Source organism: Chryseobacterium mucoviscidosis, assembly GCF_002177115.1.
Taxonomy (GTDB): Bacteria; Bacteroidota; Bacteroidia; order Flavobacteriales; family Weeksellaceae; genus Chryseobacterium; species Chryseobacterium mucoviscidosis.
In genome coordinates this window covers 100,845-113,652 of record NZ_MVAG01000128.1, presented here as the reverse complement: position 1 = coordinate 113,652, position 12,808 = coordinate 100,845, and the positions used below count along the sequence as shown (strand labels likewise).

General features: G+C 36.1%; 15 protein-coding genes. 9 read left to right on the top strand and 6 right to left on the bottom strand.

Going from position 1 to position 12,808, the window contains the following annotated elements; genetic code table 11:
* Window positions 1-17 precede the first annotated feature (17 nt).
* Window positions 18-614 carry a hypothetical protein gene (locus B0E34_RS15205; RefSeq protein ID WP_087710821.1) on the top strand — a complete coding sequence of 199 codons (597 nt, stop codon included), beginning with the start codon at window positions 18-20 and terminating at the stop codon, window positions 612-614.
* Window positions 615-669: 55 nt separating this feature from the next.
* Here B0E34_RS15205 and B0E34_RS21630 read toward each other — a convergent pair whose 3' ends face one another.
* From B0E34_RS21630 to B0E34_RS15190, 3 genes are read right to left on the bottom strand one after another with little or no spacing between them, the layout of a single operon-like run.
* On the bottom strand, window positions 670-996 hold the full coding sequence (locus B0E34_RS21630; RefSeq protein WP_087710819.1) for a YdcF family protein: 327 nt from the start codon (window positions 994-996) through the stop codon (window positions 670-672).
* Window positions 997-1,005: 9 nt separating this feature from the next.
* A complete protein-coding gene (locus B0E34_RS21625) occupies window positions 1,006-1,233 on the bottom strand; it encodes a YdcF family protein (RefSeq protein WP_087710816.1) in 228 nt (75 codons plus the stop codon).
* A gap of 3 nt (window positions 1,234-1,236) precedes the next feature.
* Window positions 1,237-2,718 carry a S41 family peptidase gene (locus tag B0E34_RS15190; RefSeq protein ID WP_228423094.1) on the bottom strand — a complete coding sequence of 494 codons (1,482 nt, stop codon included), beginning with the start codon at window positions 2,716-2,718 and terminating at the stop codon, window positions 1,237-1,239.
* 847 nt (window positions 2,719-3,565) lie between these two features.
* Between B0E34_RS15190 and B0E34_RS15185 the strand changes: the two genes are divergently transcribed.
* Complete coding sequence (locus B0E34_RS15185) at window positions 3,566-4,663, top strand: MBL fold metallo-hydrolase (RefSeq protein ID WP_087710812.1); 1,098 nt, start codon at window positions 3,566-3,568, stop codon at window positions 4,661-4,663.
* 1 nt (window position 4,664) lies between these two features.
* Here the strand turns inward: B0E34_RS15185 and B0E34_RS15180 are convergent, their stop codons facing one another.
* The gene (locus B0E34_RS15180; protein ID WP_087710810.1) at window positions 4,665-4,952 is read right to left on the bottom strand and encodes a GNAT family N-acetyltransferase; all 288 of its coding nucleotides are present in this window, start codon (window positions 4,950-4,952) and stop codon (window positions 4,665-4,667) included.
* 268 nt (window positions 4,953-5,220) lie between these two features.
* Here B0E34_RS15180 and B0E34_RS21620 point away from each other — a divergent pair, with 268 nt between their 5' ends.
* The 5 genes from B0E34_RS21620 (at window position 5,221) to B0E34_RS15160 (ending at window position 8,991) form a co-directional block, all read left to right on the top strand.
* On the top strand, window positions 5,221-5,427 hold the full coding sequence (locus B0E34_RS21620; RefSeq protein WP_194304365.1) for a hypothetical protein: 207 nt from the start codon (window positions 5,221-5,223) through the stop codon (window positions 5,425-5,427).
* Between the two features lie 24 nt (window positions 5,428-5,451).
* Window positions 5,452-5,622 (top strand): hypothetical protein, encoded by a 171-nt coding sequence (locus B0E34_RS21615; protein ID WP_228423093.1) that lies wholly within the window; start codon window positions 5,452-5,454, stop codon window positions 5,620-5,622.
* Between the two features lie 119 nt (window positions 5,623-5,741).
* On the top strand, window positions 5,742-6,635 hold the full coding sequence (locus tag B0E34_RS15170; protein WP_087710808.1) for a helix-turn-helix domain-containing protein: 894 nt from the start codon (window positions 5,742-5,744) through the stop codon (window positions 6,633-6,635).
* Window positions 6,636-6,723: 88 nt separating this feature from the next.
* On the top strand, window positions 6,724-7,725 hold the full coding sequence (locus tag B0E34_RS15165) for an aldo/keto reductase (protein WP_087710805.1): 1,002 nt from the start codon (window positions 6,724-6,726) through the stop codon (window positions 7,723-7,725).
* Window positions 7,726-7,800: 75 nt separating this feature from the next.
* Entirely contained in the window at window positions 7,801-8,991 is a 1,191-nt protein-coding gene (locus tag B0E34_RS15160) for an MFS transporter (protein ID WP_087710802.1), read from the top strand.
* 153 nt (window positions 8,992-9,144) lie between these two features.
* On the opposite strand, the gene B0E34_RS15155 is transcribed toward B0E34_RS15160, so the two are convergent.
* The gene (locus tag B0E34_RS15155) at window positions 9,145-10,257 is read right to left on the bottom strand and encodes a DUF8740 domain-containing protein (RefSeq protein ID WP_087710799.1); all 1,113 of its coding nucleotides are present in this window, start codon (window positions 10,255-10,257) and stop codon (window positions 9,145-9,147) included.
* A 15-nt stretch (window positions 10,258-10,272) separates the two neighbouring features.
* Entirely contained in the window at window positions 10,273-10,725 is a 453-nt protein-coding gene (locus B0E34_RS15150) for a T9SS type A sorting domain-containing protein (RefSeq protein WP_087710796.1), read from the bottom strand.
* Window positions 10,726-10,885: 160 nt separating this feature from the next.
* On the opposite strand from B0E34_RS15150, the gene tpx reads away from it, so the two are divergent.
* Together tpx and B0E34_RS15140 are read left to right on the top strand one after the other, a co-directional pair.
* Window positions 10,886-11,383 (top strand): thiol peroxidase, encoded by a 498-nt coding sequence (gene tpx, locus B0E34_RS15145; protein WP_087710793.1) that lies wholly within the window; start codon window positions 10,886-10,888, stop codon window positions 11,381-11,383.
* A 121-nt stretch (window positions 11,384-11,504) separates the two neighbouring features.
* Window positions 11,505-12,716, top strand: a complete 1,212-nt coding sequence (locus tag B0E34_RS15140) for a DUF763 domain-containing protein (protein ID WP_087710790.1) — start codon at window positions 11,505-11,507, stop codon at window positions 12,714-12,716.
* Window positions 12,717-12,808 lie beyond the last annotated feature (92 nt).

Sequence of the window (12,808 nt, the reverse complement as noted above, 5' to 3'; positions counted from 1 at the left end):
CATTTAAATCAGACATCATGAATATAGACGACCTTAAAAATACATGGAATGAAGATCATTCTTTCGACGAAACCCCTGAAATAAGCATTGAGCAGAAAAACAGAATCCATCTTCCGCTGGAAAAAATCCGTAAAAATATGCGGATGGAATTTTGGTCCACCGTGGCTATTTTCGTTTTTGCTTTTGCCTTAATTGCTGTCTGTGCAGGATCTTTTAAGTTTAAATTTTACATCACGATTCTTATAGGATCCATGGTTTTTGTAACGTTTTTCTTCTACAGTCAGTTTTTTAAGCTGTATAAAAACATGAGCGAGACGATGATGAAAACGTATGACAGTTTGCAGGATCTTTTGCATCAGTTTAACCTGAATAAGCAGTACTATCTTTCTTTTTATCTGTCTTTTGTGCCGTTCTTGGTCTGTGAACTTATTATCGTCCTCGAATTTATTCCGCGACCGGTTCCTTTAACGGATATGCAAATTGCCATCGCGCTGATTTCTACCATGATCATCACCATGCCTTTGCTGTTTTTACTGGGGAAAGTCTGGTTCAATGGTTTCTACGGAAAATATATTAAACAGATTGAAACGCTTTTCTCTGAACTGAAAAAATAGGTTTCGGGGTTTTCTTGGTTTTCGGCGGCGAAGCCGCCGAAAACCAAGAAAACCTTTACTGCGTATAATAAGCCGGAAATTCACGCAAAATCGAATACAGATCCCGCCATTCAAAATAAGCCGGACTTGCTGAACTTACTTCTTCAAAGCCTTGATCTTCAAACAGTTTTTTGGTTCGGGTAACATGGAAATATTGGGAAACAACGATAATGCTTTTAAAATGTAATTTGGGTTCAAGTTTAAGCGTGTTTTCAACGGTTAATCTTGTGTTATCTCCTTTATTATCAACAATAATTACAGAATCCGGAACTCCATTATTAACAAGGAAATCCTTCATTTTGTCGCCTTCATAAAATCCTTCCTTTCCCAATCCGCCACTCACGAGAATCTTTTAGATTCTGTGTTGCTGATACAACGCAATTCCGGTTTCCAGACGTTTTTCAAGCTTTGTTGATAAAGTTCCGTCTTCATTTACTTTATTTCCTAAAATCACGGCAAGATCGGCACGTTTTCCCTGATCAGAAAGACCATCGGTAACAATATAAATGGAGTGAATGATAAACCATAAAAACAGAGACGTAATTATGATTTTTAAGATTTTTAAAATACTTTTTTGCATCAGTTATGGACGTTTTTCTTTTTCAATTTCGTTGATTATCCAATCCAGTTGCGGATCTTTTTTCTCAAGAATATCCTCCATGGTTTCAGAAACTTTTATATCGGGAACAACCCCCTTTTGAGTATCAGTAAACGTAATATTGGGCTGTACCAGAAGAACTCCTATAGGCAGATCGATCTTGGAATGAGGCAGTGTTTGATAAGAGTAAAATCCGGCAACCGTCCCGTCATTGGCTCCTCCGGTTTCCTCACCTACAAGAACTGCTTTTTTATCATTTTTAAGCTTTGAGGTTAAAATAGAAGATGCTGAAAAACTCGAGCCATTAATCAGCACAAAAACTTTCCCTTTAAAAACATCATTTTTGGGTTTAGATACTTTGTCGGCTCTTGTTTTGTAATAAAATTTGCCGTCTTTTTTATAAGTGCTGAAAGTCTGTCCGAAGAAAAATGCAGGATACATCAATGTTTTGAAAGCATACTGCAAAAAACCGGATTTTCTGAAATAATTGGTTTTCAGAGGCGACGATTTCGAGATTACCTGTGACGGTTTTATCAAAGTATAAGGTTCAGAACTCAGGTAAGAATACAGATTATTAATTTCTTCAAGCGAACCGCCGTAATTGTTCCGAATATCAATAATTAAATATTTTGCACCTGCTTTTTTAATCTTTCTGAACGTTTCCTTATAAAACTTCGAAGAAAAAACACCCGAAAAACTTTTCACCTGAATGTAAGCAACCGTACTGTCCTGATCTAAAAATTTAAAATTCCGGTTATAAGAATTGCTGAAAGCAACGTAATCATTCACTTTTTTCTCCTGCGTCCGTTTTTTGTTTTCCTTGTCTTTCTTAAGATCCTCTTCAGATTTTGATTCCCGCGTTATCTCGTAAGTCTTTTTTTCTCCTTTATAAACCGTTTCCAGAGTTGCGTGGTCTTCGTAGCCTTTTTCCGCAACATAATAATTGAAGAAAACATCTTTCAGGAAATAAGGCTGAAAAGTCGTATTGAAACCATCACTGCTGATCAGTTTTTTATATCGTTTAATATATTCAGAAACAGGAACCCTATCAATCGAGAGAATTTCAGTTCCCGTCTTTATATTTTGGATCGAATCTTTATTTTCGATAATGTAAAGTCTGTCGTTTTTCACATAATATTCAAAACGGCTGAACATTCCTTTTTTCCCTTCCAGCGTTTTAATTTCCTTTTTGCTAATTCTCTTGGACGGAATTCTCAGCGAAAGATGACCTTCACGGATTTCGGCAATCACAGGCTGCAATTTAAAATAAAACTGAAGTGGCGTAAGCGGCTCCTGAATCGTTTGTTTAAGACTGTCAAACTTAAAATCCAGTGTTTCTCTGGTGATGTACCAATAAAGATTTGGGTGCGTTTCCTTCAGTTTAGAATACGCAAAATCAACATCCTCTTTCAGCTTTTCGGGGGAAATACATACTTTCTGCTGCTCATTGTGCTTTTTTACAGACACACAAGAGCATAGCGAGACAATTAATATTAATATGAAATAATTTCTGAGGCGCATTTTCAATTTTACCAATGCTAAAATAATTACTTTAACATAATGAATTGTTGACGTTTACCAAAAACAATCAAAATATTTAAAATTTTAACATATTTCAAATTAAATAAAGCATTTTGGATTTCGCCACTTTGTATTAAACTTGTTTAAACTAATTTCAGAATTAACCGCAAAAGGGACAAAAGATGATGTTAAAGCGAATTTCTAAGATAATCAAAGCGCTCAAAAGAATAAAAATCAAAGATTTTTAAAAACTATTGTGTGTTCTTTTTCATTTATAATGATCAACTTTAAATAAAAAATTTAGTAGATCTTTTGTGACTTTTGCGGTTAAATAAAAGTTTAAACAAGACTTATTATTAAAATGAAGTTCTTTAAATTCATTTTAAATTTAACCTCAAAAGGTATGTTAATATGCAAATTATTTTTTAAATTTGTGTAAACTATTTTTTGGGAAAACTATTGTTTATCCCGTTCAGACAGGCGAAACCCTGTCTGTATTTTTATTTTCTTCATAATTGATATTGAATTCTTCCTCTTTTTTCCATTTAAGTATTCAACTTAAAAAACTAAAGTGTTACAATCGTTTGCATCTTTTGCGGTAAAAAAGTTTAGACAAGTTTAATAAATGAAACGCAATTGCGAACAAAAAACATTCACAAAAACTCCGAAAAAAAACTTTGCTAATTTGACGTTATAAACAATTACTAAAAATTGTTCAGATAAAAAATAAAGGAATTTCAGTTTTAAATCGTCATAGCTTATAAAGTCATACATTTGACAATTATTTCAAGAAATGGTTTATACAATTATTGCCGTCGCAATTTTAGTGGTTTTATTATATTTTGTAATTACAGGACAGGAAGTCTTTGGCGCGGAAGCAAAAGGAGAGAGGTTAAAAAGAATGCAGCATTCCGCTCATTACAGAGATGGTCAGTTTCAAAATCTCAGTGAAACACCCTCTCTTGCAGAAGGATATTCCATGCCGAAAGTAATATTCGATTTCTTTTTTGCTAAAAAAAATCCGCTTTTAAAGCCACTGAAAAATATTCCATCCATTCATACAGATTTAAAAAATCTTCCTAAAAATGAAGATATTTTTGTGTGGTTGGGACATTCTTCGTATTACATTCAAACCGATGGCGTTTCATTTCTTATTGATCCGGTGTTAAGTTCTTACGGTTCGCCGTTTAAGTTTTTCAACAAAGCCTTTTCCGGAGCTGATATTTTTAAGCCCGAAGATATTCCGGAGCTTGATTATCTGGTGATTACCCACGATCATTACGACCATCTGGATTATCCTACGGTAAAAGCCATTAAAAATAAAGTAAAAAAGGTCATTTTACCATTGGGAGTTGGCGCACATCTGGAAAGATGGGGATATCAACCGGAACAACTCATCGAAGACGAGTGGGGAAGTGAAGTTGTTTTAAAAAATAATATCAAAATAATTTATACTCCTGCAAGACATTTTTCAGGAAGAAAAGTAAAACGAAATGTCACACTCTGGACTTCCTATGTTCTGGAAACTCCAACAAAGAAACTGTTTTTAGGCGGAGACAGCGGCTACGATACCCATTTCAAAATGATCGGTGAAAAATACGGATCTTTCGATTATGCATTTATGGAGAACGGACAGTATAATGAAGCATGGAAATACATTCATGCGTTGCCGGAAGACGTTATTCAGGCAAGTATTGAGGTAAAAGCGAAAAATATCATTCCGGTGCATTCGTCCAAATTCGCATTGGCACTCCACGCTTGGAACGAACCATTGGAAAAAGTAACGAAATTCGGAAAAGATAAAAATCTTAATATTTTAACACCCATGATCGGCGAACCTGTTGATCTGAATGCTTCAGATAATAAGTTCAGAGTCTGGTGGAAAGACTAATTTACGCGTGCCAAATGTCTTTGTAACGGGCAGGATGATTTTCAAACTGCTGTCTTACAAAATCACATTCAGGATCTACCAGAAGATCTTTTTCTTCGGCATAGCGAACAAGTTCGTCCAGAAGCATTTTGGCGTAGCCTTTTCCTTCATGCTCCTCTTCAAGTTTGGTGTAGTAGACAATTAAAAGTCTGCCGTCGATCTCAATGGACATATAGCCCGACTTTTTTCCGTCAATAAGTATCTGCAATTCATCCTGATACGGAGATACTTCAAATTTTATATTTTCCATACAATTGAGATTTTTCGGTGATTGAAAAAGATTGGAGAACTTTTCTCCTTTTAAAATTACAAATTAAAACTGAAATCTGCGAAAATTTTAAGAATTTTTAAAACCGTTAAGAAAAATTTATGAGTAGATTATAAATATTAGGAAATTAATGATTTATACTTGATTTGTTGATCTTTAAAAATTATTAAAAATATTTTGGCATTCAAATTGAAAATTTCTGTACAGTAGAATTTAAATTGAATGAAAGATAAAAAAGTTAATCATAATAATGATGTTGGTAGGAACCTTTGGTTTATCCTACGCACAGACAGATTATTATAGCGATTACAGAAGAAGCATCTCAGATGTGAACTGGCAGAGCGTAATTTCAGATCTGGTGCTTTCAACAACACAGGCAAACCAGATTTATGCACTGAACAATCGTTACAAAGATTATGATTCCTGGAACAGAGTATATGATAATAATCCTGATTGATGGAGAAATGACCGTTATGTAGAGTTGGAAAGGATTTTAGGAAGGGACAAATATGCTAAATTTAAAAACAGATATTATAAAGGACAAAATCCTGTAGCAGTTTACAATAGAAATAAAAATAATGACAAACGCTATAAACACATGGATAAAAAAGCCAAAGCTTACAGGTACAAACACGGAAAAGGTCATCATTAAAACCAATTAATCAATTATATTTAATCTTAAATGGCTGGTCGAAAGATCAGTCGTTTTTATTTTATCTATAATGATTATTTCATGATCAGATTTATGTTTGAATTTTATAATTTTGAAGCATGGAATCTAATGAAACTGTAAAAGGATTTTATCAACGCGTCGGTCTGGAGTGCATCAAAACTCCCGGAGTAGGACATTTTAATGTCTTTTCACGCGAAAACTGCTCACTCATTACGCCGTACAGCAGAAGAGATTATTATAAAATTTCATTAATCATCGGGAAAGGAAAGCTGCATTATGCTGATAAATGGATCTATGTGGATCAGCCGGCTTTGCTTTTTTCGAATCCGGTAATTCCTTATTCTTGGGAAGCAGAAGATAATGATCAGAAAGGTTTCTTCTGCCTATTTACAGATCATTTTGTGCATGACGGAAACCGTCTGGGAAATCTTCAGGATTCCCAGCTCTTCAAAATTGGCGGAACTCCCGTCTTCTTTATCAATGAAGAACAGCAGAAAACCGTTGCCGATATCTTTATTAAAATGATGAACGAAATTCAGTCCGATTATCTTCATAAATATGATATGCTGCGTGCTTACCTTCATCTTCTGATTCATGAAACGATGAAAATGCATCCTGCAGAAAATTTTGAACCTTATCAGAATGCTTCGCAGAGAGTCGCTTCCTTATTCATGGAATTACTGGAAAGACAATTTCCGATTGACAGTCCCGAAAGATTTTTAAAACTTAAAAGTCCGGTAGATTATGCCGAAAGTCTTTCCATTCACGTCAATTCATTAAACCGTTCCGTAAAGGAAATTACGGGAAAAACGACAAGTCAGCAGATTGCGGCTAGAATTATTCAGGAAGCTCATGCCTTATTAAAACATACTGACTGGAATGTTTCTGAAATTGCCTACGGATTAGGCTTTGAAGAACCTGCCTATTTTACTAATTATTTTAAAAAACAAACCGGAATGACGCCCAATGCAGTAAGAACTGCGCTTGTTTGAATTTTATAATTCTTCGTTTGAATTCTATATTGAAATCATTCAGCGGCTGTTATAATTTTGTACTGTAACTTTAAAATCACAAGCTATCATGAAATTTAGAAAATTAGGAAACACCGGAAAAGAATTATCAGCTATCGGTTTAGGATGTATGGGAATGAGCTTTGCTTACGGACCTACAGATGAGCAGGAAAGCATTAAAACCCTTCATAAATCGTTGGATCTTGGCATCAACTTTTGGGATACAGCCGATATGTACGCCAACGGAGAAAATGAAAAACTGATTTCAAAAGTTTTGGTTCCGAACCGCGACAAAATTTTTATCGCAACCAAATTCGGATTCCGTTTTAAAGACGGACAAGCCGGTCACAGCGGTGCTTCGGGAACGTATTTCGACGGTTCACCTGAATGGATTAAAAAGGCGGTGGATTTAAGCCTTCAGCGCCTGAAAATTGATGAAATCGATTTGTATTATGCGCACAGAGTGGATCCGAATATTCCTGTGGAAGAAACGGTAGGAGCAATGGCAGATTTGGTAAAGGCTGGAAAAGTAAAATATTTAGGTTTATCCGAAGCTTCTGCGGAATCAATCAGAAAAGCAAATGAAATTTATCCGATTACCGCGCTGCAGTCAGAATATTCCCTGCTTACGAAAGATGTGGAGCGTGAAATTCTGCCTGTAATCCGTGAACTGGGAATCACTTTAGTGCCCTATTCACCTTTAGCACGGGGACTTTTTTCAAATATTAATGAAGCTCAGAGCTTTACGGATGGAGATTTCAGAAAATCTTTACCGCGTTATCAGGAAAAATATCTTGAAAATAACAGAAATTTAGCTCAGGAGATCAATGATTTTGCGGCTTCAAAAGGCGTAAAAGGAACTCAGCTTGCTTTAGCATGGGTTCTGAATCAGGGAGAGGATATCATTCCGATTCCGGGAACGAAACGCATCCAGTATCTCGAAGAAAATATTGAAGCAACTAAAATTGAGCTTTCAGAATCCGACCTGAAAACAATAAATTCGATCTTAAAAAAATATCCTGACGTTGGTGAAAGATACAGCGAAGGATCAATGAAATTAGTCAATAATTAAAATTGCATGAATTCAGATTTTCAGGATCTTTTTCCGGAAATCTGGATTGTCAATTGATAATTTTTAACATCAGCAATGGTTATCCTTAAAGAAAAAAACAAATTTATTGCTACGGTTTTAGCATTTGCCGTTATTCCGATGTCCGGATTGGCAACGGATATTTATCTGCCTTCTATGCCGAGTATGGCAACGGAACTGCATCAGACGGAAAGCAATATTCAGCTTACTTTATCCATATTTTTAATCAGTTACGGCCTTACCCAGTTTTTTGCCGGAAGTATTGTAGATTCTTTCGGAAGATATAAAGTTTCCATGATTTCTCTGGCACTTTTTGTCGCTTCTTTTTTAATTACTGCCACAACACAGAACATTTTTGTGATCTATGCAATGCGTGTTTTGCAGGGAGTTTTATCGGGGTTTGCTGTCGTTGCCAAGAGAGCTTTTTTTGTGGATGTTTATGAAGGAGAAGAGCGGAAACATTATCTCAGCATTATGACGATTGTCTGGTCGGTTGGACCTATTGTTGCTCCGTTTATCGGAGGATATCTGCAGAAAAACTTTGGATGGCAGTCAAATTTCTACGTTTTGGCAGGATATAGTTTACTGCTGCTGATTCTGGAATTTATTTTTTCCGGTGAAACCCTGAAGAAAAGAAATCCATTTCATTTGGAATTTCTGATTAAAGAATATAATTCCATGTTCAAAGCTAAAGATTTTTTCTACGGAATGATTATGTGCGGCTTGAGCTACTCAATGATTATGTTTTTTAATCTTTGTGGTTCCTTTATTATTGAGCATAAAATGGGCTATTCCGAAGTTGTGGCAGGATATGTTTCTCTTATTCTGGGTTTTGCATGGATGACGGGCGGATTTTTAGGAAAAGCATTAATTAACAAAGCTTTTTTACCGAAAATAAGAAATGCCAATTTTATTCAGTTGCTTCTGATTGCTGTTATGTTTGCAGCTTCCTATTTCTCCAATAATATTTACAGTCTGGTTGCTTTTGCTTTTTTAATTCATGTGACCGCAGGATTTATTTTCAACAATTATTTTTCATACTGTATCGGAAGGTTTCCCAATTCTGCCGGAATTGCAGGAGGTTTAACGGGTGGAGTAGCCTTCATTATTACTTCAGCATTAAGCTACGGAATTGCAGCATTCATAAAACCTCAGGTTCAGCTTCAGGTTGCGGAAGGCTATTTTATTCTGGGACTTTTAGGACTGGTTATTTTAAGCATGATTAAATTCAGAAAAGCTCATGCTTAAAAGTTTATATTTATTTAAATTTTCTACGACATAGTTTTCATAATAAATCCTCTCATTTTCGGGAGGATTTGTTTTTTACTTTTCATATTTTTAATAGAAAAAGCCCCTTTAGAAAAGGAGCTTCTGTTAAGTATATTGCTAAAAATCTCTTGCTTATATTTGTGTGATTGTGTATGTTCCTGTTGCGTTAAAATTAATATTAAACTCAATCTTATAATTTTTCGGCGTAGAGGTAACATTTGGAAAATTAATTGAAGCCCCACTTAAATCAAAAGATCCATCATTTAGGTTGTCTCCCAAATCGTCAGGTTCTGGTCCGTCATCAAGACGTACATAAAACGATGAACCATTGCCTGTAGTAACACCATATACATTAATAGTAAACTTTCCCGTTGAGGTATTATAAGCTACATTGGTTGTAGGCGGATTTCCGTTTGTTGAAGTAAACTTAAGTTTAGGAACTGTGTTGATAAAGCCAACCATAACTTCAGGACCAGTATCGTGGTCTAAATAAATCTGATAAAATCCATTAGAAGTAACATTAAAATTACTTCCGTTAGCTTCAATAGCACCGATAGCACTTGAACCGTAAGTTTGAGCACCGTTTCCTGGTGAAGCTAAAAATTTTATCTGGGTGTTAGCTTGCAGATATTTGTATCCTACTTTTGGAAGTCCATTTCCTCTTAAAAGTTCTGCAGTTGATGGATTAAACGAATTATATGATCCATACATATACAAATTGGAAGGTACTGTATTTCCTGCAGAGCTGGAATTTGTAGGTAAACTTAAAGTCCCGGAATCATTCACTCCTAAAGTATAACTTGTTCCATTAGGAGAAGTTAGCGTAATTCCCTGTCCTGCACCCGTTACAACTGTCTTGCTCACTTGTGCATAAGGAACGCTCATTAGCTGATTTACCCCAACATTCGTATAATTAGAACCTCCTGCAGGATCCATTTCCACCTTTACAAATTTGGCGTTGGTTCCCCAGTTGATCGCTCCGAAGTTTCCTGTAGTAGCCGTTCCCTGTCCGATGTTCAGGTTTACCAGACCTTTAGCGTTGGTCGTTTTGTTTTGTGTTTCTGTATATAAAACCGTTCCGTTGGCTGCATTATCCAGAATGCTAATTCTCAAAGAAACGTTTCCGTTAGCAATCGGAGCTCCTGCCGCATTGAAAGCAATCGTCTGATAGCTGAAAGCCTGCGGAACCTGTGCGCTTACTAAACTTGCTAAAAATAATCCTATAGTTGCGTAAAGCTTTTTCATGTTCAAATAGTTTTTTTAAGGTTTTTTAATAATTTTAATAGGTTTGATATCGGAGTTTTTGAAAACAATCATATAAACTCCCTGCTGAAGAGATCTCAGATCCAGTTGCTCAGAATCTAACTTGGTTTTAAACACAAGCTTTCCGGAAAGATCATAAATTTCTGCACCTTCAATTTTTGATTTTGAATTCAGTTTAACGTAAATGAAATCAGCAGTAGGATTGGGATAGATTTTCACATGGTCTTTTTCAAGTTCTGAAACACCCAAAACCTGTAAAACAGACTGGTAAAACATTCCCATTGTTCCAGAATTCGCTTTGTCGGGCTCCGTAGGAATCACATAAATTTCTCCCACCGAATGCGTAAAGTTATCCGCAGAAACCGCTCCCGAGTTCATATTCCCGATCACAGACTGGGCAAAACCAAAAAAAGGAACTCCGAATAAGAATAGAGTAATTTTTTTTCTCATGGTCAATAATTTTAAGGACTGCGAATATAAATAAATTTTCCATTACAAAAAGGTTTTTCAGACTTATGTTATTTTATTTCCGGTTTAATTATTTTTTAACCATTATTTGATGGGAAAAGTTTTCTTTTTTAGCTAAATTTGAAAAACAAAAAAATAAATTATGTCAAGTATTACATTAAAAGGAAACCCGGTAAACACAATAGGAAACCTTCCGTCAGTAGGAAGTACAATCAAAGATTTTGCTCTTTTAGATGCAGGACTGAATGTGAAAACTCTGGAAACTTTTGAAGGAAAGAAAAAAGTGTTCAACATTTTCCCGAGTATTGATACTCCGACTTGCGCATCATCCGCAAGAAAATTCAATGAAGAAGCTTCAGCTTTAGATAATACTGTTGTGATCAACGTATCTAAAGATTTGCCTTTTGCTTTGGGAAGATTCTGTGCTGCGGAAGGTCTGAACAATGTAGAAACCCTTTCGGATTTCAGAAGCAGTTTTGGAGACGATTACGAAGTAACCATTACAGATTCGCCTATGAAAGGACTTTTAAGCCGTGCTGTCATTGTAGCGGATGAAAACAATAAAGTGGTTTACACAGAGCAAGTATCAGAAATTGCAGATGAACCTGATTATCAGGCTGCATTAGCTGCATTGAAATAAAAACCGATCCATAAAAAATCGGAGTCCTGCACAGTCTGCAGGACTTTTTTCTTTCCTGTTTTCCATAAAATTACTGATCACAATCATTAAAAATTAAAAACTTTCCGCTTACCTTTACACAATGAAACGTTCCGGAACCGCAGATTTACCCCTTCACTATGGCAAAGTACCGCCATGGTTGTATGAACGGATGTCGATTCTCGGGCTTTCTATTGTTGAGGTAATTCTCATGGAGAATGGAAAAGACGAAGTTCTCCGCCGACTGGCAGATCCTTTCTGGTTTCAGAGTTTTGGCGCGGTGATGGGAATGGATTGGCATTCTTCAGGAATTACAACCTCCGTGATGGGAGCTTTGAAACGATCCATCAACCCAAATTCCCAATCATTGGGGTTGTATATTTGTGGCGGAAAGGGAAAATTTTCCCGCGAAACACCTTCAGAATTACTTCAGATTGCTGATAAAACAGGATTGAACGGAAATGATCTCGTAAAAGCCAGCAAACTTTCGGCGAAAGTAGATAACACCGCAATTCAGGATGGATATCAACTTTATCTGCATAATTTTATTCTGTCGGATAACGGAAACTGGAGCGTTGTTCAGCAGGGAATGCACGAATCGGACGGAACAGCAAGACGCTATCATTGGCATTCAGAAAATATTAAATCCTTTGTGGAAGAACCACACACCGGAATCAATGGAATTTCAAGAGGAACCATTTTAAACCTTACAGATGCAGAAGCTTCCGGGAACAGAAAAGGAATTCTGGAAATTTCCCACACCGATTCCGCAGAAATCATGAGCGATTTTTCAAGGCTAATTCTTCCTAATCATCACGATGTTCAGGCTTCTGATGTAGATTTGAAACGGCTTGGAGCTCTTTTATACGTAACGCGAGAGCAACAGCCGCAAAATTTCGAAGATTTACTCATGTTCGAAGGTGTCGGTCCGCGAACCATGCAGTCTTTGGCTTTGGTAAGCGAAGTTATTCACGGTGCACCGTCAAGATTCAAAGATCCTGCGAGATTTTCATTTGCTCATGGCGGAAAAGATGGTCATCCGTTTCCGGTTCCTACCAAAGTGTATGATGAAAGTTTGCAGATTTTAAAATCAGGAATCGAAAAATCCAAACTGGGAAATTCAGATAAATTAAAAACGTTAAATAAGCTTCACCAGATTATTGAATCTACTGAAAAGGATTTTACTCCCGATTTTGATATTCAGGAAGTAATTGAAGAAGAAAGACAGAATTCCTGGCGTTTTGGAGGTAAAACCGTTTTCGGAGATGCTAAGAAACCTTCGAATCCAAAACCTATTCAGCTTTCGTTGTTTTAAAATCTTCTAGTAATCCTTACGTTTTTATTTGGGGTAAATGGAAACGGTGAAATTCAGCGTTTGATTAGTAGATCATCTCACAAAATGTTATT

What these genes read in the sequence shown, in the direction of transcription:
- B0E34_RS15205 (WP_087710821.1), top strand. Translation starts at nt 18, where the DNA reads ATGAATATAGACGACCTTAAAAATACATGGAATGAAGATCATTCTTTC.
- B0E34_RS21625 (WP_087710816.1), bottom strand. Translation starts at nt 1,233, where the DNA reads ATGCAAAAAAGTATTTTAAAAATCTTAAAAATCATAATTACGTCTCTG.
- B0E34_RS15185 (WP_087710812.1), top strand. Translation starts at nt 3,566, where the DNA reads ATGGTTTATACAATTATTGCCGTCGCAATTTTAGTGGTTTTATTATAT.
- B0E34_RS15180 (WP_087710810.1), bottom strand. Translation starts at nt 4,952, where the DNA reads ATGGAAAATATAAAATTTGAAGTATCTCCGTATCAGGATGAATTGCAG.
- B0E34_RS21620 (WP_194304365.1), top strand. Translation starts at nt 5,221, where the DNA reads ATGATGTTGGTAGGAACCTTTGGTTTATCCTACGCACAGACAGATTAT.
- B0E34_RS15170 (WP_087710808.1), top strand. Translation starts at nt 5,742, where the DNA reads ATGGAATCTAATGAAACTGTAAAAGGATTTTATCAACGCGTCGGTCTG.
- B0E34_RS15165 (WP_087710805.1), top strand. Translation starts at nt 6,724, where the DNA reads ATGAAATTTAGAAAATTAGGAAACACCGGAAAAGAATTATCAGCTATC.
- B0E34_RS15160 (WP_087710802.1), top strand. Translation starts at nt 7,801, where the DNA reads ATGGTTATCCTTAAAGAAAAAAACAAATTTATTGCTACGGTTTTAGCA.
- B0E34_RS15155 (WP_087710799.1), bottom strand. Translation starts at nt 10,257, where the DNA reads ATGAAAAAGCTTTACGCAACTATAGGATTATTTTTAGCAAGTTTAGTA.
- B0E34_RS15150 (WP_087710796.1), bottom strand. Translation starts at nt 10,725, where the DNA reads ATGAGAAAAAAAATTACTCTATTCTTATTCGGAGTTCCTTTTTTTGGT.
- tpx (WP_087710793.1), top strand. Translation starts at nt 10,886, where the DNA reads ATGTCAAGTATTACATTAAAAGGAAACCCGGTAAACACAATAGGAAAC.
- B0E34_RS15140 (WP_087710790.1), top strand. Translation starts at nt 11,505, where the DNA reads ATGAAACGTTCCGGAACCGCAGATTTACCCCTTCACTATGGCAAAGTA.